This window comes from Comamonas composti DSM 21721 (assembly GCF_000429845.1).
GTDB lineage: Bacteria > Pseudomonadota > Gammaproteobacteria > Burkholderiales > Burkholderiaceae_C > Comamonas > Comamonas composti.
Map to the genome: position 1 here is coordinate 223,675 of NZ_AUCQ01000001.1, position 19,623 is coordinate 243,297.

Genomic DNA, 19,623 nt, shown 5'->3' on the forward strand with positions numbered 1-19,623 from the left:
CCAGTTGTCAGATGCGAAAGCTCTCGCCGCAGCCGCAGCGATCGCGCTCGTTAGGATTCAGAAACTTGAAGCCTTCATTCAAGCCCTCACGCACAAAGTCCAGTTGCGTGCCATCTATATAAGCAAGACTCTTGGGGTCGACCATGACCTTCACGCCACGGTCTTCGAACACCACATCCTCGGGCGCAAGCTCATCCACATATTCAAGCTTGTAAGCCAGGCCCGAACAACCTGTGGTCTTAACCCCCAAACGCACGCCTATGCCATGACCACGACGCGTGAGGTAACGACTCACATGGCGGGCAGCAGCTTCGGTCAGGGAAATAGACATATCAGGCAGCCGCGCCGGGTTCGCGCTTGGCGCGATAGTCATTGACAGCAGCCTTGATGGCATCTTCAGCCAAGATGGAACAATGCACCTTCACCGGAGGCAGTGCCAGTTCCTCAGCGATTTCACTATTCTTAAGTGCAGCAGCTTCATCCAGTGTCTTGCCCTTGACCCATTCGGTCACCAAAGAAGATGAAGCGATGGCCGAACCACAGCCGTAAGTCTTGAAACGCGCATCCTCGATCACTCCAGTTTCTGGATTGACCTTGATTTGAAGCTTCATCACGTCGCCACAGGCTGGCGCGCCGACCATGCCCGTACCAACGAACGCGTCATTCTTGTCGAAGGAGCCTACGTTGCGGGGGTTCTCGTAGTGGTCAACCACTTTGTCAGAATAAGCCATGGTGTCTACCTCTTCAATTCTCGATTCGTGCGAACTTCAATGCGCAGTCTTTAATGCGCGGCCCATTGGATGGTGCTCAGATCTATCCCGTCCTGATACATCTCCCACAGGGGACTGAGCTCACGTAGCTTGGCCACATTCACACGTATGGTGCTGATCGCGTAGTCAATCTCTTCCTCTGTCGTGAAACGACCTATGGTCATGCGCAGACTGCTGTGAGCCAACTCGTCGCTGCGCCCCAGAGCTCGCAGCACATAGCTGGGCTCCAGGCTGGCCGAAGTACACGCCGATCCCGAAGAAACCGCTAGCCCCTTGATGCCCATGATCAGAGACTCGCCCTCAACGAAGTTGAAGCTCATGTTCAGGTTCTGAGGCACGCGACGCTCCAGGCTGCCGTTCACAAACACCTGTTCAATGTCCTTGAGGCCGTCCAGCAAGCGCTGCTGCAGGTGCTTGGCATGCGCCAGATCCTTGCCCATGTCTTCTTTGGCAATGCGAAAAGCCTCACCCATACCAACGATCTGGTGCGTAGGCAACGTGCCGGAACGCATGCCACGCTCATGACCACCGCCATGCATCTGTGCTTCCAGACGGACACGCGGCTTTCTGCGCACGTACAAGGCACCGACCCCTTTGGGGCCGTAGGTCTTGTGTGCCGTCATGCTCATCAAGTCAACAGGCATGCTCTCCATATCGATCTCGACACGGCCTGTAGCCTGAGCTGCATCCACATGGAACAAGATGCCCTTTTCGCGGCAAATGGCACCAATGGCAGGAATATCCTGAATCACGCCGATCTCGTTGTTCACGAACAGCACGCTCACCAAGATCGTGTCCGAACGCAGAGCAGCCTTGAATGCATCAAGGTCCAGCAAGCCGTCTTCCTTGACATCCATATAGGTGACCTCAAAGCCTTGACGCTCCAGCTCACGCATGGTGTCCAGCACAGCCTTGTGCTCGGTCTTGAGCGTGATCAGGTGCTTGCCCTTGCCTTGATAGAAGTGAGCTGCACCCTTGATGGCTAGGTTGATGGACTCGGTCGCACCGCTGGTCCAGACGATTTCACGCGAATCCGCGCCGATCAGATCGGCCACCTGCTTGCGTGCATTCTCAATAGCTTCTTCGGCCTCCCAGCCCCAGGCATGGCTGCGTGAGGCCGCATTGCCAAAGTGCTCGCGCAACCAGGGGATCATGGCATCCACGACACGTGGGTCGACAGGGGTGGTTGCGCCGTAGTCTAGATAAATGGGGAAGTGTGGGGTCATGTCCATGACTGGCTTATCTCGGTTTTATGGCTTGCAAAACATCTTGGGCGATCAGCAGCGCTGCGCCCTGAGGCTCAGTCACTCCATACACCTGGACAGAGCACAGCAGGCTCTGCCGCGATCACGGCAATTACGACTTGGCAAACGCGTTGCCCAACGCAAACACCGAGTTCGGTGCATTCACGCGTATGGGCTTGACCACGGGCGCTGTGGAAATCGCACGGCGAACCACAGGCTTGTCTTCAATCTGTATACCCTTGGCAAGTTGCTCATCGACCAGCTTCTGCAACGTCACGGAGTCAAGAAACTCGACCATGCGTTGATTGAGCGCAGACCACAGCTCGTGGGTCATACAGCGGCCGGCCTCACCGAGGCAGTTTTCCTTGCCACCACACTGGGTGGCGTCAATGGGTTCATCTACCGAGACGATGATGTCGGCTACGGTAATATCAGCAGCCTTGCGAGCAAGGGTATAGCCGCCACCAGGTCCACGCGTGGACTCAACCAGTTCATGGCGACGCAGCTTGCCGAACAGCTGCTCAAGATATGACAGGGAAATTTGTTGCCGCTGGCTGATGGCTGCCAGCGTGACGGGGCCATTGTTCTGGCGCAGTGCCAGGTCGATCATGGCGGTGACCGCAAAGCGGCCTTTCGTGGTGAGACGCATTACGAGCTCCTTCAGTCAGGCTTGTACGTTACAGAAACACCCGTTCAGGCTTGCGGCCTAGCCGGGCACAGTCTCCGCCCTTACTCCGCCCTTCTCAGGTTCAGAGCCCTTCTTCATCGAGGTTTTTTTGTTGAGTGTTCCGAGCAAGTATAACACATTCCCCATCAATTTGGTCGGGTAACTACTGTTTTCGCCCTTCACTCGCCTGCAGCGGCCACGCAATCCTTCTTTAGTTTCATGCGCCGAACAACTGCTGCCTGAGCAAGGCCAACTGGTCCCGCACGCGCGCCGCCTGCTCGAACTCCAGACTGCGAGCGTGTTCCAGCATCTGCTTTTCCAGGCGCTTGATCTCTTTGGCCACATCCTTTTCCGAAAGGTCTTCGACACGTGCGCGCTCCAGCGCCTGGGCTTCGATACGCTTGGCTTCTTGACCACTTTTTTCGCTATAGACGCCATCAATCAGGTCTTTCACCCTCTTGACAATTTGCTTTGGCTCAATTCCGTTTTCCTGATTGAAACGAACTTGTTTGGCCCTGCGCCTTTCGGTCTCATCCATGGCCTTGCGCATGGAGTCTGTAATGCGGTCCGCATACAAGATCGCCTTGCCATGCAGGTTGCGCGCCGCCCGGCCTATGGTCTGGATCAGGCTGCGCTCGGCACGCAAAAAACCCTCCTTGTCCGCATCGAGAATGGCTACCAGCGACACCTCGGGGATGTCCAGCCCTTCACGCAACAAATTAATCCCCACGAGCACGTCGAAGGCACCAAGGCGCAGATCGCGGATGATTTCCACGCGCTCCACGGTGTCCACATCGGAGTGCAGATAGCGCACCTTGACGCCGTTGTCGGCCAGGTATTCGGTCAGCTGCTCGGCCATGCGCTTGGTCAGCGTGGTGATGAGCACGCGCTCTTGCAGCTCCACGCGCAGCCGTATTTCCTGCAATACGTCGTCCACCTGGTGGATGGCCGGCCGCACTTCGATCTCGGGATCGACCAGGCCTGTGGGCCGCACGACCTGCTCCACGACCTGGCCTGCATGCTGCTTCTCATAGTCGGCGGGTGTGGCCGAGACAAATACCACCTGACGCATGCGCTGCTCGAACTCCTCGAACTTGAGCGGCCGGTTGTCGAGCGCCGAGGGCAGGCGAAACCCATACTCGACCAGCGTGGTCTTGCGCGAACGGTCACCGCTGTACATGGCGTTGAGCTGGCCGATCATCTGATGACTCTCGTCAAGAAACATGATGGAGTCTCCGGGCAGATAGTCGGTCAGCGTGCTGGGTGGCTCCCCCGGTGCCGATCCCGACAGATGGCGCGTGTAGTTCTCAATGCCCTTGCAGTGCCCGACTTCGCTGAGCATTTCCAGATCGAAGCGTGTGCGCTGCTCCAGGCGCTGGGCTTCGACCAGCTTGCCGTCGGCCACGAGCTGCTTGAGACGCTCGCCGAGTTCGAGCTTGATGGTCTCCACGGCTGCCAGCACCTTGTCGCGCGGCGTCACATAGTGGCTGCTGGGGTAGACCGTGAAGCGCGGAATGCTCTGGCGCACACGGCCCGTGAGCGGATCGAACAGTTGCAGACTCTCGACCTCGTCGTCGAACAATTCGATGCGGATCGCGAGCTCCGAGTGCTCGGCCGGGAACACGTCAATGGTGTCGCCGCGCACGCGGAACTTGCCACGGCTGAAGTCCTGGTCGTTGCGCTGGTACTGCATGCGTATGAGCTGGGCAATGACATCGCGCTGGTTGATGCGGTCGCCCGTGCGCAGCGTCATGATCATGCGGTGATAGCTCTCGGGCTCGCCGATGCCGTAGATCGCGGAGACCGTGGCGACGATGACCACGTCACGCCGCTCCATCAGGCTCTTGGTGCACGACAGACGCATCTGCTCTATGTGCTCGTTGATGGCGCTGTCCTTTTCGATGAACAGGTCACGCTGCGGCACATAGGCCTCGGGCTGGTAGTAGTCGTAATAGCTCACGAAGTATTCGACGGCATTCTTCGGGAAGAACTCGCGAAACTCGCTGTAGAGCTGGGCAGCCAGCGTCTTGTTGGGCGCGAACACGATGGCCGGCCGGCCCAGGCGCGCAATCACATTGGCCATGGTGAAGGTCTTGCCCGAGCCCGTGACGCCCAGCAGGGTCTGAAACGCCTCCCCATCGTTCACTCCCTCCACAAGAGCATCAATGGCTGCAGGCTGGTCCCCTGCAGGCGGGTAGGGCTGAAACAGCTCGAATGGCGAATCGGGGAAGTGCACGAACTCGCCCTGGGGCGCATTCACATTTATTTCTTGCATAGACCTATGTTTTTAACGCATGACCCTGCTCAGGGGTAGAATGCCGCGGCAACTCTCAAGACTAACGCAACAACTGAGGGTGCTCCCGCTTAAATTCCATCCATCAAGGACGTTTCATGTCTCTGTTTACCGCCGTCGAAATGGCTCCCCGCGATCCCATCCTGGGTTTGAACGAACAATTTGCTGCCGACAGCAATCCCAGCAAGGTCAACCTGGGTGTAGGTGTTTATTTCGACGACAACGGCAAACTCCCCCTGCTCGCCTGCGTCCAGGCAGCGGAGAAGGCCATGATGGACAAGCCGACGGCACGCGGCTATCTGCCCATAGATGGCATTGCCGCCTATGACAGCGCCGTCAAGGGCCTGGTCTTCGGCGCCGACTCCGATGTGGTCAAGAGCGGCCGCGTGGCCACGGTGCAGGCCATCGGCGGCACGGGCGGCCTCAAGATCGGTGCGGACTTTCTCAAGAAACTCAACCCCGGCGCCAAAATCCTGATCTCCGACCCCAGCTGGGAAAACCACCGCGCCATCTTCACCAATGCAGGCTTTGAAGTCGGCACCTATACCTACTACGACGCAGCCAACCGCAAGGTCAACTTCGAGGGCATGCTGGCCGACCTGAATGCGGCCGCGCCCGGCACCGTCGTCGTGCTGCACGCCTGCTGCCACAACCCCACGGGCTATGACATCACGCCCGCACAGTGGGATCAGGTCATTGCCGCCGTCAAGGCCAAGGGGCTGGTGGCCTTTCTCGACATGGCCTACCAGGGCTTTGGCCACGGCATCGCCGAAGATGGCGCCGTGATCGGCAAATTCGTGGCCGCCGGCCTGAACATCTTTGTGTCGACCTCGTTCTCCAAGAGCTTCAGCCTCTACGGCGAGCGCGTGGGTGCGCTGTCCGTGGTCGCCAATGACCAGGAAGAGGCCGCCCGCGTGCTCTCCCAGCTCAAGATCGCGATCCGCACCAACTACTCCAACCCGCCCATCCATGGCGGCGCCGTGGTCGCTGCCGTACTGGGCAACCCCGAGCTGCGTGCGCTGTGGGAGAAGGAGCTGGGCGAGATGCGCGTGCGCATCAAGGCCATGCGCCAGAAGCTGGTCGACGGCCTCAAGGCTGCCGGCGTCCAGCAGGACATGGGCTTCATCACCACCCAGATCGGCATGTTCAGCTACTCGGGCCTGTCCAAGGAGCAGATGGTGCGCCTGCGCAGCGAGTTCGGCATCTACGGCACGGACACGGGCCGCATGTGCGTGGCCGCGCTCAACAGCAAGAACATCGACTACGTCTGCCAGGCCATAGCCAAGGTCATCTAAGAACGTGTTCTAAGCCTTCCACAGGCCGGACCCAGGCGAGAGAGCCTGGACCGGCAAGTCCCTCGATGCCGTCCGCGCGCCATGCGCTGACGGCATTTTCATAGCTGCATGCGCACATCCCGCCTCAAATTCTTGCTAAAACCATCATATTTTGAGATGGGGTAAGCGGTAGCAGCTTTCGTTTTCATAGCATGCGCGCCAGGGCGACAAAGTTCCTGCCTCTGGAGCAGGGATACTCAAGCATTCCGGGCCTGCGACGGGCCTGGCATCCTGATTTACCACCTTGCCCAGCTCCATGCCTCAGTCCAGCGTCACTCCCCTCGCCTTGCACGGCACCCGCGTACTCAGCCTCGCACTCAACCTGCCCGGGCCAGCGGCCCTCATGCGCTGCGCCGCCATGGGCGCGCAGTGCGTGAAGCTCGAACCTCCGCCACGCTCAGGCCATGACAGCGCCGACCCCATGGCCATCTACAGCCCCGCAAGCTATGCCGTCATGCACCAGGATGTGCGCCTGCTGCAGGCCGATCTGAAGGCCCAAGCGGGCCGCGAGCTGCTGGAGCAGGAGCTTGCGCAGACCGATGTACTGCTGACCTCGTTTCGCCCCTCGGCCCTGGCCAAGCTCGGGCTCGACTGGCCAGGCCTGCATGGCCGCCATCCACAGCTGTCCCTGGTGCGCATCGTTGGCGCAGCGGGCGAGCAGGCCGAGCTGCCCGGACACGATCTCACCTATCAGGCCGAGGCCGGCCTGATCCAGGGCACGGACCTGCCGCCCAGCCTCTATGCCGACATGGCCGGCGCACTCATGGCCAGCGAAGCCGTGCTCCAGGCGCAGTTGCTGCGTGCGGCAAGCGGCCGGGGGCAATGCCTTGAGATTGCGCTTGCCGATGGCGCGGCCTGGCTGGCCCAGCCCCTGCAGTGGGGGCTGACCCGGCCCACAGGCGATGTGGGCGGCGCCCATGCAGGCTACCGTGTCTATGCCTGCGCCGACGGACGCGTGGCCGTGGCCGCGCTGGAGCCGCACTTCATGACCAGGCTCAGCGAGGCCGCAGGCCTAGCCTCCGATGCCGACCCACGCTCGACAGCCACGCATCAGGCGATTGCCGCCTTCATCGGCGGCCAGAACCGGGCCCAACTGCAGGACCTGGCGCTGGCCCGCGATATTCCGCTGCACACCCTGAGTGGCAACTGAGTATGCACACCCAAGGCAAGGTGCTGCGCTGGAACGCGGACAAGGGCTTCGGCTTCATTCAGAGCCAGGACAACAGCAATGTCTTCTTTCACATCCGCGACTACCAGGGCACACACCCGCCATCGCCGGGCATGACTGTCGCATACGAGGAAATACATGTGGGCGGCAAAGGCCCGCGCGCCATGGCCGTGCGCCCGCTGCACAGTTCCACGCCAGCGTCCGCCGCAGCTTCTGCGCCCCCCCGCACAAAGGCCGGCCCGCAGGCCGGGCGCAGAACGAACCACAACCACTCGCCCGCCAGACGGGAAGCCCCCTCACCACGACAAGGTGAAGCCGCCCGCGCCCGCAACCACCACCCTGCCCCGGCCGGTGCCGCACTGGCCTATGCCCTGATGCTGGTCTGGCTGGTTTTTCTGGTCTGGGGCGTCTTGGCACACAGCCTGCCCGGCTGGATCTGGGCCGCTGCCCTGGGACTGAACCTGCTGAGCTTTGCGGCCTATGCCCTGGACAAGAGCGCCGCACAGCGTGGCGCCTGGCGCATCAGCGAAAAACATCTGCACCTGCTGTCCCTGGCCGGTGGCTGGCCCGCCGCCTGGTGGGCCCAGCAGTGGCTGCGCCACAAGTCCAGCAAGCACGCGTTTCGCGTGACCTACTGGGCCACGGTGCTGCTCAACTGCGCAGGCCTGGGGCTGGCGGTGCTGCGTCCGGACCTGATCCACTTCGCCTGAGCGCAGGCTGCAAGCGCTTTACCGGCGTCCCTGGGGCTTGCCGCCTGCAGCACCAGGGCCACCGGGCTTGCCCGGCTTCTTTCCAGGCTTGCCCGTCACACCCGCGCGCGGCGGCAGGCCCGTGTGCTGGGTCAGAATGCGGCCGGGCTGAGGCTGGGCATTGCGAAAGCGCACATCACCCTTGGGCTCCTGCAGCTCCTGGGGACGGCGGCGCAGGGCCACGGCCTTGCCGTCCTTGTTGATCGCATAGCCGGGACCGGAGCTGCCCGAGGAGGAGGTGCTGTTCTTCTTGCGCGCGCTCTGGTAGCCCCCGTCCACCAGAGGCTGGAAGGTGGGTATCAAATGGTGCTTGCCATTGCCGATCAGATCGGCACGCCCCATGGACTTGAGCGCCTCGCGCAGCAGCGGCCAGTTGTTCGGGTCGTGGTAGCGCAAAAAGGCCTTGTGCAGGCGGCGGCGCTTTTCGCCGCGCACGATGTCCACGCGCTCCTCGGCCTCATCGCGCATCTTGCGGCGCACCTTGGTGAGGGTGTTGCGGCCGCTGTGGTACATGGCCGTGGCCGTGGCCATGGGGCTGGGGTAGAAGGTCTGTACCTGGTCGGCGCGAAAGCCGTGCTTCTTGAGCCAGACCGCCAGATTCATCATGTCCTCATCGCTGGTGCCCGGGTGGGCGGCGATGAAGTAGGGAATCAGGAACTGCTTCTTGCCGGCCTCTTCGCTGAACTGCTCGAACATCTGCTTGAAGCGGTCATAGCTGCCAATACCGGGCTTCATCATCTTGTTCAGCGGCCCGGCCTCGGTATGCTCGGGTGCGATCTTGAGGTAGCCGCCCACATGGTGCTGGACCAGCTCCTTCACGTACTCTGGCGACTTCACGGCCAGGTCGTAGCGCAGGCCCGAGCCGATCAGAATCTTCTTGATGCCCTTCAGCGCACGCGCGCGGCGGTAGATCTTGATCAGTGGTCCGTGGTCGGTATGCAGGTTCGGGCAGATGCCGGGGAACACGCAGCTGGGCTTGCGGCAGGCAGCCTCGACCTCGGGGCTCTTGCAGCCCAGGCGATACATGTTGGCCGTGGGCCCGCCCAGGTCGGAGATCGTGCCCGTGAAGCCCTGGACCTTGTCGCGGATGTCCTCGACCTCCTGGATGATGGAGTCTTCGGAGCGGCTCTGGATGATGCGTCCCTCGTGCTCGGTGATGGAGCAAAAGGTGCAGCCGCCAAAGCAGCCGCGCATGATGTTCACCGAGGTGCGGATCATCTCCCAGGCCGGAATCTTGGTCTCGCCGTCATGGCTGCCACTGGCATCGGCGTAGCTGGGATGGGGGTTGCGCGCATAGGGCAGGCCGAACACCCAGTCCATCTCGGCCGTGGTCAGCGGAATCGGCGGCGGGTTCATCCACACGTCGCGCGCAGTTGCGCCCTCGCCATGGGCCTGGACCAGGGCGCGTGCATTGCCGGGATTGGTCTCCAGGTGGAGCACGCGGTTCGCATGCGCGTAGAGCACGGGGTCGCTCTTGACCTGCTCGTAGCTGGGCAGGCGGATCACGCTCTTGTCGCGCGGCGGCAGCTTGCTCTTGGCGCGCAGCGACAGGTTAGGCATGAATTCGATTTTCTGCTCTTTTTGGGCTGTAGCGCCCGCCTGCATTGCGCTTGCAGCTCCTGAATCCGCAGCATCTTCCTTGGAGCAGCTCTGGCCCTGAGCCTGGGCCTGCTCGCTGGTCGTCATATAGGGATTGATCTGGGGCTCGACCAGGCCGGGCTCGTCCACCGAGGTCGAATCGATCTCGAACCAGCCCTCGTCCGAATGACGGCGAAAGAATGCCGTGCCGCGCACATCGGTGATGTCCTCGACGGCCTCGCGTGCGGCGATGCGGTGGGCAACCTCGATCAGCGCGCGCTCTGCATTGCCGTAGAGCAGGATGTCGCACTTGCTGTCCACCACGATGGAGCGGCGCACCTTGTCGCTCCAGTAGTCGTAATGCGCAATGCGGCGCAGGCTGCCCTCGATGCCGCCGAGCACGATGGGCACATCCTTGTAGGCCTCGCGGCAGCGCTGGCTGTAGACGATGGCCGCGCGGTCGGGGCGCTTGCCGCCCACGTCGCCGGGCGTATAGGCGTCATCGGTGCGAATCTTGCGATCGGCCGTATAGCGGTTGATCATGGAGTCCATGTTGCCCGCAGTCACGCCCCAGAACAGGTTCGGCCGGCCCAGGGCCTTGAAAGCCTCGGCGCTGTGCCAGTCGGGCTGGGCGATGATGCCCACGCGAAAGCCCTGAGCTTCGAGCACACGGCCGATCACGGCCATGCCGAAGCTCGGGTGGTCCACATAGGCATCGCCTGTGACCAGGATGATGTCGCAACTGTCCCAGCCCAGCTGCTCCATCTCGGCCCGGCTCATGGGCAGGAACGGCGCCACGCCAAAGCGCTTGGCCCAGTAGGGCCTGTAGCTGGTCAGCGGCTTGGCCGCACGGTCAAAGAAGGAAACATCGATCGGGGCATTCATGGCGGGCTGGGCGGCCGCATCATGGTGGGCCTGGGCATCAGTGGCCGGCTAGTGTACGCCCGGCCTGCACTCGTTGCAGGCCTGGGGACTTTGGATTCAAGACGTGCCTACGCTCTCAGAACGCCTCGGCCGGCAAATCCGCGCAGGTCATGTCGCGCTGCCTGACCACGTTGAGCCAGGCACCGATCTTGGGCAGCTCGTAGTGGAAGAAGTAGCGCATGGCCGCCATGCGCCCCTGGTGCGCAGGTGCTGCTGCCTCCGGGTCGCTGGCAAGCACGGTCAGGGCCAGATCCAGCCAGGTCCAGGCCAGCACCGTATGGCCAAAGGCCTGCATGTAGGGCACGGCATTGGCCAGAGCCTCCTGCGGATTGCCCGTGGCCCAGGCTGCCTTGGTGGCCGCGCCTATTTCCTGCAGGGCCGCGGCCAGCTGGTTTGCATAGCCGGCCAGCTGCGGCTGGGCAATGGCCTTCTGGATCGTGGCATTGATGCGCTCGGCCAGCAGTTGCAGGCCACGCCCGTCCTCCATGAGCACCTTGCGGCCCAGCAGGTCCATGGCCTGTATGCCGTGCGTGCCCTCATGGATCATGTTCAGGCGGTTGTCGCGCCAGTACTGCTCCACCGCGAAGTCGCGCGTATAGCCATAGCCGCCGTGGATCTGGATCGCCAGCGAATTTGCTTCCAGGCAGAACTCGCTGGGCCAGCTCTTGGCAATCGGCGTGAGCACTTCCAGCAGCAGCTTGGCGCGCGCAGCGGCCTCGGGCTCGGCCGTGTACTGCTCGTCCACCAGACGCGCGCAGAACAGGTTCAGCGCCAGCGCGCCCTCGCCATAGGACTTCTGCGCCAGCAGCATGCGCTTGATGTCCGCATGCTCGATGATCAGCGCCTGGGGCTTGCTCGCATCCTTGCCACCCACGCCCACAGCCCTGCCCTGGGGCCTGTTTTGCGCATATTCGAGGCTGGCGTAATAACCGGCCAGACCCAGCATGGTCGCGGCCATGCCGATGCTGATGCGGGCCTCGTTCATCATGTGGAACATGCACTTGAGGCCTTCGCCAGGCTTGCCCACGAGATAGCCGATCGCGCCGGAGCCGCCGCGCACGGGGAACTTGCCTTCGCCAAAATTGAGCAAGGTGTTCGTGGTGCCACGCCAGCCGAGCTTGTGATTGAGGCCCGCCAGGGCCACGTCATTGCGCTCGCCGGTCAGCTGACCCTGCTCGTCCACGAGTTGCTTGGGCACGATGAACAGCGAGATGCCCCTGACTCCGGCCACGGTCTTGCCATCGGGCCCGGGAATCTTGGCCAGCACCAGGTGGACGATGTTCTCCGTGAGGTCGTGCTCGCCCGCGCTGATCCACATCTTGTTGCCCTTGAGCCGGTAGCGCGGCCCCAGCGCATCGCCGTCAAATCCCTCACCATCGGGCTCGGCACGCGTGGCGATGTCGCTGAGGCTGGAGCCGGCCTGGGGCTCGGACAGGCACATGGTGCCGGCCCAGCGGCCGTTGAACTCGTTGGCTGCGAACACCTGTTTTTGCATCGGCGAGCCATGGGCCATGATGGCGTTGGCATTGCCCGAGGTGAGCATGTTCGAGCCTATGCTGATCGAGGCTGCGGCAAAAAAGCTGTTGGCTGCGGCCTCCAGCGTATAGGGCAGCTGCATGCCGCCGATGTCGTAATCCTGGGCGGCCGACAGCAGACCCGATTGCGCATAGGCATCGCGCGCCTCATGCGTGGCCTGGGGCAGGATCACGCGCAGCGAGCCATCGGGCGCTATCTGCGTGCGCGGCTCCTCGATATCCACCAGCCGGTTGAAGGGCGCGTATTTCTCGCGTGCAATGCGCTCGCTGGTATCGAGCACGGCATCAAAGGTTTCGCGCGAGTGGTCGGCAAAGCGCTCGCGCGTGGTCAGCGCATCGGCTTGCAGCCAGTCGTAGAGCAGGAATTCGAGGGTGGAGCGCAAGGTGGTCATGCCGCAAATTATGGGCGGCCACGGGCCTGACACTTGTCCGGTTTGTGACCAGGCCCCGGGCTTGCGCCAGGGCCTGTCCTGCCGCGCACCTGCCGGCTCGCGACCGGGCGCGGACCGGCGCTTATTTCTCCACCAGATCCAGGCGCTTGATCAGCGGCGCCCAGCGCTGCAGCTCTTCCTGCATGTACTGGGCAAAGGCCTTGGAGCTTTGCGGCGCGGCCTCCATGTACATGGTCTTGAGACGCTGATCCACCTGCGGGGATTTGAGCGCCTGCACCAGCGCCGCATGCAGCCGGGCCTGAACGTCGGCAGGCAGGCCGACCGGGGCGATGAAGCCGATCCAGCCCGAACCCTCGACGCCGGGGTAGCCGAGCTCGGCCGCCGTCGGCAGATCGGGCAGAAAACTCAGGCGCTTGGCCGAGACCGCCGCGATCGGGCGCAGCCTGCCATCCTGGATCATGGGCATGACGGCCACCGGCGGCAGGGCCGCGAAATTGGTATCGCCGCTGACCAGCGAGGTCACGGCCGCCGGCGAGGACTGATAAGGCACATGCAAGGCCTTGCCGCCCACGCGGTCCAGCAGCAGCTCCACGGCCAGGTGGGACACCGTGCCCGCACCCGTGGTCGGGTAATTGAGCTTGGCATCCGGCCGCTTGGCGGCGGCCACCAGATCGGCCAGCGACTTGATGGGCGACGAGGCCGGCACCACCAGCACGTTGTACTGGTGCACGGCCAGGGTCAGCGGCGTCAGGTCTTCGAAGGGGTTGTAGGGCAGGTTCTTGGCGATCACGTGGTTGTTCACCAGCGGCCCCGTGAACGACACGCCAAAGGTATAGCCATCGGCTGCCGCCTTGGCCACCAGGTTCGTGCCCAGGTTGCCGCTGGCACCCGGGCGGTTCTGCACCACGATGGTCTGCTGCAGCAGCCGGCCGGCCTCCTCGGCGATCACGCGCGCCATGGTGTCCGGACTCGACCCCGCGCCGGACGGCACCAGCAAGGTGATGGGCTGCTTGGCAGGCCAGGCCGCACCCGGTGCAGCAAACGACAGCGGCATCAACGCTGCAGAAACAACCGCTGCCAAGGCCAGCCGCGCTATCTTCTTCATCAAAAGTCTCCCAACACTCTGGTCACGATATGTAAATTTCGATTCTAGCCTGCGTGCAAACCCCCTTCAGAGCATGGATTCGCAATATTCCTGCGTCATTCCGGGATTGAGAGCACCCCTGACAAGCCCGCGAATGGGCATGCAGGCAGCGGCAGTGCCTGATTTCTGTTACTTTTGCGCCCGGCCCGGAGCCTGGCGAAAGACAGGCCATCACCGGGCCGTGGCGGACTGCAGGGTGCAGCCCGCACAGGAAAGAACGACTGGAGCAAATGCGGCCGAGGCCGGACAGCCCTGCGAGGCCAGTCCCGCCCCCTTGTTTGCCCAGGCCACAGAAAGAAAAGTGAACGTCGGGATGACAATGCAGATGAGTGACCAGCAAAGCGCGGCCAACAGCGCCAGCGCAGCAGGCGGCAATGAGTGGATGGTGGAAGGCATGAGCAATGGCGAGATCTTCTTTGCCTCGCCCAGCCTGCAGCAGCGCTCCTACGGAACAGCCGGCGCCGTGCGCATGCACGAAGCTGTGAGCGCCGCCAGCGTGCAGCGCATGTTTGCCAAGGCACGCAGCCAGGGCCAGGAAGACGCCGTGATGTTCGGCCTCATCCCGTTCGACACACGCCGGCCCGCAAGCCTGACCATTCCCGCACGGCTGGTCCAGGCGGCCATCCCCGAAAACCAGGCCCAGAGCGCATCCACCCACCGCCCTGCCGTGCAGGCCCGCCAGCCCGTGCCAGCCCCCGAGGTCTATGGCGACATGGTGCGCAAGGCCCTGGACCTGTATGCCGAAGGCGGTGTCAGCAAGATCGTGCTCTCGCGCGCCATGGATGTGGAGCTCGACGCCCCCATCGACTACGCCACCGTGCTGCAGGACCTGCTGCGCCGCAACCGCCACGGCTATACCTTTGCCATACCCGCCTGGTCCGGCGAGGATGACCCAAGCCCGCCAGCCATCATGCTGGGCGCCAGCCCCGAGCTGCTGGTGCGACGCGAAGGCGACCGCGTCTTCATCAACCCTCTGGCCGGCTCCATTCCGCGCCATGCCGATCCCGCCATCGATCAGGCCCGGCGCGAAGGCCTGCAGGTCTCGGAAAAAGACCTGCGCGAGCACAGCTATGTGGTCAGCGACATCGTGCGCATACTGCGCGAGCATTGCGAGGATCTCGAAGTGCCCGACGGCCCGAGCGTGATCGGCACCGATGCGCTGTGGCATCTGTCGACCTTCATCACGGGACGCATCAGGCACCTCGAGATGTCGGCGCTGGAGCTGTCCTGCGCCCTGCACCCCACGCCGGCCATCTGCGGCTTTCCCACGGCCACGGCCTTTGGCCATATCCAGGAGCTGGAGCCCTTCGATCGCGAATACTTCGCCGGCCTCGTGGGCTGGCAGCGCGAGAACGGCGACGGCGAATGGGCGCTGACGCTGCGCTGCGCCAAATACGACGGCGATCGCCGCCTGCGCCTTTATGCGGGCGCGGGCACGGTGGCAGGGTCGGATCCGGACAGCGAAATCCGCGAAACCGCAACCAAGATGGAAACCTTTATGCGGGCCATTGCCTGAAAGCCTGAACACGTTGCGGGGCTGCCCCCTGCCACGCCGCCTTCATGTCCCCCATGCGACTGCAGCACCCCACGCATGGGATCGAGCATGTGCACTCCATTGCACAGATAACAGGAGACAGCACCATGCCAGTGGCACATGTGAACGGACAAGCTCTGCACTACGAAGACACGGGCGGCGACGGCCCGGTCATCGTTTTCTCCCACGGCCTGCTCATGGACGGCAGCATGTTCGCGCCCCAGGTGCAGGCGCTGCGCAGCCACTGGCGCTGCATCACCTGGGACGAGCGCGGCCATGGAAAGACGGCCACAGGCCATTGCGCGCCCTTCAGCTACTACGACTCGGCCGACGATGTGGTGGCACTGCTCGCCCACCTGGGCGTGCAGCGGGCCGTGTTTGCCGGCATGTCCCAGGGCGGCTATCTATCGCTGCGCGCCGCACTGCGCCACCCACAGGCCGTGCGCGCGCTGGTGCTGATCGACACGCAGGCCCTGCCCGAAGATCCGGCCCAGATGGCCGGCCATCAGCTCATCGTGCAGGAATGGATGGAGAGCGGCCTCAGCGACGAGCGAGCGCACACCATTGAGCACATCATCCTCGGCCAGGGATGGGAAGGCGCTGCCGCATGGCGCGCCAAATGGAAGAGCATGCAGCCGGGCGACCTGCTGGCCTGCTTCACCACACTCGGCACGCGCGACGACATCAGCGCCGACATCGCAGGCATCAAGGTTCCCGCCCTGGTCCTTCATGGCGACCAGGACCAGGCCATAGACCTGCCCCGCGCCCAGGCCATGGCCCGAACACTGCCCCAGGCGCAGATGGTGACCATACCCGGCGCAGGCCATGCGGCCAACCTCACGCACCCGGAGCCCGTGAACGCTGCCCTGCGGCAGTTTCTTGCGCAACTGCCGGATTGACGATCTGCCTGCAACGACCTGCGATCGCTTGCAGGGCCGCGCTGCGCCCTGCAAGCGCTACTCGACCAGGCAAGTACGACCTCATCTTCGCGATCTCGGAACAGGGCAGTTGCCAGGTCTTTTCCCACCAGTGCCCAAACTGGCCCGCGATGTCAGCGGCCGCAGGTTTTTTCGTGGCGAAAGATCGCCCGGCAAGACAATGTCCCAGGCCAACCCAAGACGGTGCAAGGCGTTCAGCACCCACCACCCCGGATCAGGCTGATCGTCATAGATGCCCAGGATCGCCGAGCCTGGAAACGCATGATGGTTGTTGTGCCAGGACTCGCCCATGGTGATGTAGGACATCCACTTCACATTCCGCCCCTGGACCACCGCAGCGACGACCTCATGCTCCATGGCGCCCCGGTTGTGTGCGAAATAGCCAATCAGCCAATGCCCAACCACAGAGACGAGCACACGCACCGAAATACCCCATATCACCCATGGCCACCCGCCCAAGGCCGCAAGCACGACGGCCAGGGGAAGTTGCTGAAGCATCCATGTCCGCTCCATGAAAAGCAGCACCCGATCATGGAGCAAGCCGGGCTCCAGGCGAAACACGGGCGGATGCTCCAAGCGCAGCTCACAGTGCAACTGCCACCAGCCGTCAACCCACAGCCCCCGCCCATGGCGCAGGTAAGAGTGGCAGTCCGGTTGACGCTGCGCCCAGTCTCGCAGGTCGTGCGTTCGCACCATTCCCAAGGGGCCAGCCATGCCAACCAAGACCCCCAGGTGAATCAAGAAATACTCAAGCCATTTAGGACATGCATAGCTGTTGTGAATGAGCTTCCTATGCATTCCAGGGAGTGTCCGAGGCAAAGCGTAAGGGCCGTTGTAACCAGAAACACTGCGACCACATCAACGGAGACTGTCAGCACGCCCCCAACGCTTGCCACTGCGAAGTGAGCCAGCAACCACAGTGACTTCACAGGCGACCAATGAACCCGCCCCTTGACCGGATTCGTCTTTGAATTCACCGCCCGAATGCGGGCCAGTTCCGTCTTCGTCTGCATGGCGCTCCCTGGATACGACAACGCACGGGCCGGCTGAGTGCATGCCACACGCAAAATCCATGAAATCGGTTGATCGCAGCAAGAGGCCTGGCCAGGGCTTTCACTGGAAGCCGGCATATGAGCCCGCCTGCGACCGCAACTCAAAGGGCAGGAACTACGACTGCGGCGCAGCTTAGCAATAGAACATGCGCTACACCATGCTTCATCGCCCCGGCTCACGGTCTTTAACCTTCGAGCAAAATCAGCCTCAAGCGCTTGACCAACAAGCGCCACAAGCTATCGAATAAGGAGCAACCAGCCATTTATGTGGCCACAGGCGCAGCGGCCGCCCGGGCCTCACAAACCTTTGAGCTCAGCACTCGATATGTTCTGGCTCGGGCGCCGGCAAAGCATGCACAAGTAGTTACAATCGCGCGTCCTCAGGTGCTGGCTGATTGATATGGATCAGCAGTTAAACGGGAAACAGGTACGTGACGACCTCACAAAGCCTGTGCTGCTCCCGCAACGGTCAACAGACATGCAAGACACGCGCTTTCGGCCCGGGGCCGGAGCAACCACTGCGCAAGCGGGAAGGTGTGTCAAGCCTCTGGCGCACGGCGCCGGAAATCTGTAAGCCCGGATACCGGCCTGCGAACACTCCACGAAGGTTCAGCGGGAAGGCTGGGTCTGGCGGGGCTGCGCAGCGCGTGCCCGGCAGGCTTTGCGCCCTCTGTTTGTACAAACGGTCTCGGGTTGCAGGCCATTATTGGAAACTGGGTATTGCATGGCGCGCACGCATGGCGTGGTATCGCCCATGGTCTGGGTCTACGCGGCCCACCGATGGGCTGGAGCAGTGGCCGGCTGGCTGCTGCTCGTCATCTGCCTGACCGGCACCCTGGTCGTCTACAAGCATGCGATCAAGGCCTGGGCCAACCCCACCCTGGTCAGCCACCCCGCAAGCCTGCCCGGCCTGTCACCCGATCAAGCCCTCGCGCATTTCCAGCAGCACTATCCCGGAGCGACTCCCAGGCTTCTGGCATTTCCTGCCGACGCCTACTCCATCCACAGTTACTCGTTCAGTCTTCCCGGACAAGGCCTGGCCTCGGGCCGGGCCTGGCTGAACCCGCATACCGGCGAGGTGCATGCAGGCCTGCCCTCGGACTTTGCCGATTTCGTGCAGCGCCTGCATGCAGGCCTGTGGATGGGAGGCGTCGGACGCTGGATCGTGGGTGCACTCGGCCTGCTGATGCTGATCTCGCTGCTCTCCGGCCTCATCTTTCACTGGCGGCGCCTGGGCCGCGATCTCTTCAAGCTGCGCCTGCGTGCAAGCCCGCGCAAGGCCTGGGCCGACCTGCACAAGGCCGGGGCGGTGTGGCTGCTCTGGTTTCATTTGCTGATTGCGCTCACCGGGGCCTGGCTGGGGCTGGAGTCCTTGTTCGGGCTGCGCAACCCGCCTCCCAGGACGCTGATGCCCGGCACTTTGCAGGCCCTGGCACAACCACTGCCACCGAGCGCTTTTCTGGAGCAGGCCCGGGCGAGCTTTGCGCAATTGCGGCCCACGCACATGAACTTTTCCGCCTATGGACAAGCCGCATCCTCGGTGCGCGTGCAAGGCGACCTGCCGGGCCTGGCGCTGGTGCAGCGCGGGCAAAGCATGGTCGTGATGCAGGCCGAGGACGCACTCGCCATCGATGTCGTCGACCGGCGCGAGCAAGGCCTGGGCGCCCGGCTTCTGGCCATGATGCGGCCGCTGCACTACGGCTACTTTGGCGGCAAATGGATGCTGCTGGCCTATTTCCTCATGGGTGCTGTCTGTAGCGCCCTGGTTTTCTCGGGCCTCGCGGTCTGGAGCTTTCGCAAGGCCGATGCGCAAGCCAGGCGCACGCCCGCCCAAACCGCAGCGCCCTGGATGGCGCGTGTCAACGCCGGCATGAGCCTGGGCCTTTTCATCACCCTGCTGCTGTCCGCACACGCCAGCCAGTTGCGCTGGACCGCCTGGGGCAGCGCTTTGCCGCACGGCCTCGACTGGCTGCGCTTCGTGGGTTCGCACGATCTGCTGGGGAGCGCCCCTGTGGCGGTGGAGCTGATCGCCTTTCTGCTGATCTGGGGTCTTGTGGCGCTGTGCCTGAGCCTGGACAAGTCCACACGCCGGGCCTGGTCCGCAGGCTGGGCCCTCACGGCCCTGCTCCTGCTGGCCCTGCCCCTGACTTCGGCGGCCGCCAGCGGCGGCTTTGCGCCGGACTGGCAGCGCGGGCAGCAGCAGGCCCGGTGGATCGCCCTGTCCTGCTGGGCACTGGCCGCAACCTGCTTCATGGCTGCCTGGCAGCAGCACAAAAAACGCAACTTCCATTAATTTCAAGG

The 19,623-nt window shown here is 63.1% G+C and carries 15 protein-coding genes and 1 riboswitch; of the genes, 6 read left to right on the forward strand and 9 right to left on the reverse strand.

The window, feature by feature from the left end:
• Window positions 1-7: 7 nt before the first annotated feature.
• The 5 genes from iscA to uvrB form a co-directional block, all read right to left on the reverse strand.
• Entirely contained in the window at window positions 8-331 is a 324-nt protein-coding gene (gene iscA, locus G486_RS0100975; RefSeq protein WP_027013842.1) for an iron-sulfur cluster assembly protein IscA, read from the reverse strand.
• Between the two features lies 1 nt (window position 332).
• Entirely contained in the window at window positions 333-731 is a 399-nt protein-coding gene (iscU, locus tag G486_RS0100980; RefSeq protein ID WP_027013843.1) for a Fe-S cluster assembly scaffold IscU, read from the reverse strand.
• Between the two features lie 50 nt (window positions 732-781).
• A complete protein-coding gene (locus tag G486_RS0100985) occupies window positions 782-2,002 on the reverse strand; it encodes an IscS subfamily cysteine desulfurase (RefSeq protein ID WP_027013844.1) in 1,221 nt (406 codons plus the stop codon).
• Between the two features lie 124 nt (window positions 2,003-2,126).
• On the reverse strand, window positions 2,127-2,663 hold the full coding sequence (iscR, locus tag G486_RS0100990; RefSeq protein WP_027013845.1) for a Fe-S cluster assembly transcriptional regulator IscR: 537 nt from the start codon (window positions 2,661-2,663) through the stop codon (window positions 2,127-2,129).
• Window positions 2,664-2,898: 235 nt separating this feature from the next.
• Window positions 2,899-4,956: an excinuclease ABC subunit UvrB gene (gene uvrB / locus G486_RS0100995; RefSeq protein ID WP_027013846.1), complete on the reverse strand. Its 2,058-nt coding sequence runs from the start codon at window positions 4,954-4,956 to the stop codon at window positions 2,899-2,901.
• Window positions 4,957-5,072: 116 nt separating this feature from the next.
• On the opposite strand from uvrB, the gene G486_RS0101000 reads away from it, so the two are divergent.
• The 3 genes from G486_RS0101000 to G486_RS21255 all read left to right on the forward strand — a co-directional run bounded on the left by G486_RS0101000 (window position 5,073) and on the right by G486_RS21255 (window position 8,186).
• Complete coding sequence (locus G486_RS0101000; RefSeq protein WP_027013847.1) at window positions 5,073-6,269, forward strand: amino acid aminotransferase; 1,197 nt, start codon at window positions 5,073-5,075, stop codon at window positions 6,267-6,269.
• Window positions 6,270-6,564: 295 nt separating this feature from the next.
• A complete protein-coding gene (locus G486_RS0101005) occupies window positions 6,565-7,458 on the forward strand; it encodes a CoA transferase (RefSeq protein WP_027013848.1) in 894 nt (297 codons plus the stop codon).
• 2 nt (window positions 7,459-7,460) lie between these two features.
• Window positions 7,461-8,186 carry a cold shock and DUF1294 domain-containing protein gene (locus tag G486_RS21255; protein ID WP_034386221.1) on the forward strand — a complete coding sequence of 242 codons (726 nt, stop codon included), beginning with the start codon at window positions 7,461-7,463 and terminating at the stop codon, window positions 8,184-8,186.
• A gap of 18 nt (window positions 8,187-8,204) precedes the next feature.
• Here the strand turns inward: G486_RS21255 and G486_RS0101015 are convergent, their stop codons facing one another.
• The 3 genes from G486_RS0101015 to G486_RS0101025 all read right to left on the reverse strand — a co-directional run bounded on the left by G486_RS0101015 (window position 8,205) and on the right by G486_RS0101025 (window position 13,759).
• The gene (locus G486_RS0101015) at window positions 8,205-10,688 is read right to left on the reverse strand and encodes a YgiQ family radical SAM protein (RefSeq protein ID WP_027013849.1); all 2,484 of its coding nucleotides are present in this window, start codon (window positions 10,686-10,688) and stop codon (window positions 8,205-8,207) included.
• A gap of 115 nt (window positions 10,689-10,803) precedes the next feature.
• A complete protein-coding gene (locus G486_RS0101020; RefSeq protein ID WP_027013850.1) occupies window positions 10,804-12,654 on the reverse strand; it encodes an acyl-CoA dehydrogenase in 1,851 nt (616 codons plus the stop codon).
• Between the two features lie 121 nt (window positions 12,655-12,775).
• Window positions 12,776-13,759, reverse strand: a complete 984-nt coding sequence (locus G486_RS0101025) for a Bug family tripartite tricarboxylate transporter substrate binding protein (RefSeq protein WP_027013851.1) — start codon at window positions 13,757-13,759, stop codon at window positions 12,776-12,778.
• 364 nt (window positions 13,760-14,123) lie between these two features.
• Here G486_RS0101025 and G486_RS0101030 point away from each other — a divergent pair, with 364 nt between their 5' ends.
• Window positions 14,124-15,314, forward strand: coding sequence for an isochorismate synthase (locus tag G486_RS0101030; protein ID WP_027013852.1), 1,191 nt, complete (start codon window positions 14,124-14,126; stop codon window positions 15,312-15,314).
• Between the two features lie 125 nt (window positions 15,315-15,439).
• Window positions 15,440-16,231, forward strand: a complete 792-nt coding sequence (locus tag G486_RS0101035; RefSeq protein ID WP_027013853.1) for an alpha/beta fold hydrolase — start codon at window positions 15,440-15,442, stop codon at window positions 16,229-16,231.
• A gap of 81 nt (window positions 16,232-16,312) precedes the next feature.
• On the opposite strand, the gene G486_RS21260 is transcribed toward G486_RS0101035, so the two are convergent.
• Window positions 16,313-17,068 (reverse strand): acyl-CoA desaturase, encoded by a 756-nt coding sequence (locus G486_RS21260; protein WP_211233740.1) that lies wholly within the window; start codon window positions 17,066-17,068, stop codon window positions 16,313-16,315.
• Window positions 17,069-17,687: 619 nt separating this feature from the next.
• Window positions 17,688-17,928, forward strand: a riboswitch (cobalamin riboswitch).
• A gap of 118 nt (window positions 17,929-18,046) precedes the next feature.
• On the opposite strand from G486_RS21260, the gene G486_RS0101045 reads away from it, so the two are divergent.
• The gene (locus G486_RS0101045; protein ID WP_027013854.1) at window positions 18,047-19,615 is read left to right on the forward strand and encodes a PepSY-associated TM helix domain-containing protein; all 1,569 of its coding nucleotides are present in this window, start codon (window positions 18,047-18,049) and stop codon (window positions 19,613-19,615) included.
• The last annotated feature ends 8 nt before the right edge of the window (window positions 19,616-19,623 follow it).

Excerpts from the sequence above, each read along its gene's own strand:
- iscA (WP_027013842.1), bottom strand. The coding sequence starts at position 331 with ATGTCTATTTCCCTGACCGAAGCTGCTGCCCGCCATGTGAGTCGTTAC.
- iscU (WP_027013843.1), bottom strand. The coding sequence starts at position 731 with ATGGCTTATTCTGACAAAGTGGTTGACCACTACGAGAACCCCCGCAAC.
- G486_RS0100985 (WP_027013844.1), bottom strand. The coding sequence starts at position 2,002 with ATGGACATGACCCCACACTTCCCCATTTATCTAGACTACGGCGCAACC.
- iscR (WP_027013845.1), bottom strand. The coding sequence starts at position 2,663 with ATGCGTCTCACCACGAAAGGCCGCTTTGCGGTCACCGCCATGATCGAC.
- uvrB (WP_027013846.1), bottom strand. The coding sequence starts at position 4,956 with ATGCAAGAAATAAATGTGAATGCGCCCCAGGGCGAGTTCGTGCACTTC.
- G486_RS0101000 (WP_027013847.1), top strand. The coding sequence starts at position 5,073 with ATGTCTCTGTTTACCGCCGTCGAAATGGCTCCCCGCGATCCCATCCTG.
- G486_RS0101005 (WP_027013848.1), top strand. The coding sequence starts at position 6,565 with ATGCCTCAGTCCAGCGTCACTCCCCTCGCCTTGCACGGCACCCGCGTA.
- G486_RS21255 (WP_034386221.1), top strand. The coding sequence starts at position 7,461 with ATGCACACCCAAGGCAAGGTGCTGCGCTGGAACGCGGACAAGGGCTTC.
- G486_RS0101015 (WP_027013849.1), bottom strand. The coding sequence starts at position 10,688 with ATGAATGCCCCGATCGATGTTTCCTTCTTTGACCGTGCGGCCAAGCCG.
- G486_RS0101020 (WP_027013850.1), bottom strand. The coding sequence starts at position 12,654 with ATGACCACCTTGCGCTCCACCCTCGAATTCCTGCTCTACGACTGGCTG.
- G486_RS0101025 (WP_027013851.1), bottom strand. The coding sequence starts at position 13,759 with ATGAAGAAGATAGCGCGGCTGGCCTTGGCAGCGGTTGTTTCTGCAGCG.
- G486_RS0101030 (WP_027013852.1), top strand. The coding sequence starts at position 14,124 with ATGAGTGACCAGCAAAGCGCGGCCAACAGCGCCAGCGCAGCAGGCGGC.
- G486_RS0101035 (WP_027013853.1), top strand. The coding sequence starts at position 15,440 with ATGCCAGTGGCACATGTGAACGGACAAGCTCTGCACTACGAAGACACG.
- G486_RS21260 (WP_211233740.1), bottom strand. The coding sequence starts at position 17,068 with ATGCATAGGAAGCTCATTCACAACAGCTATGCATGTCCTAAATGGCTT.
- G486_RS0101045 (WP_027013854.1), top strand. The coding sequence starts at position 18,047 with ATGGCGCGCACGCATGGCGTGGTATCGCCCATGGTCTGGGTCTACGCG.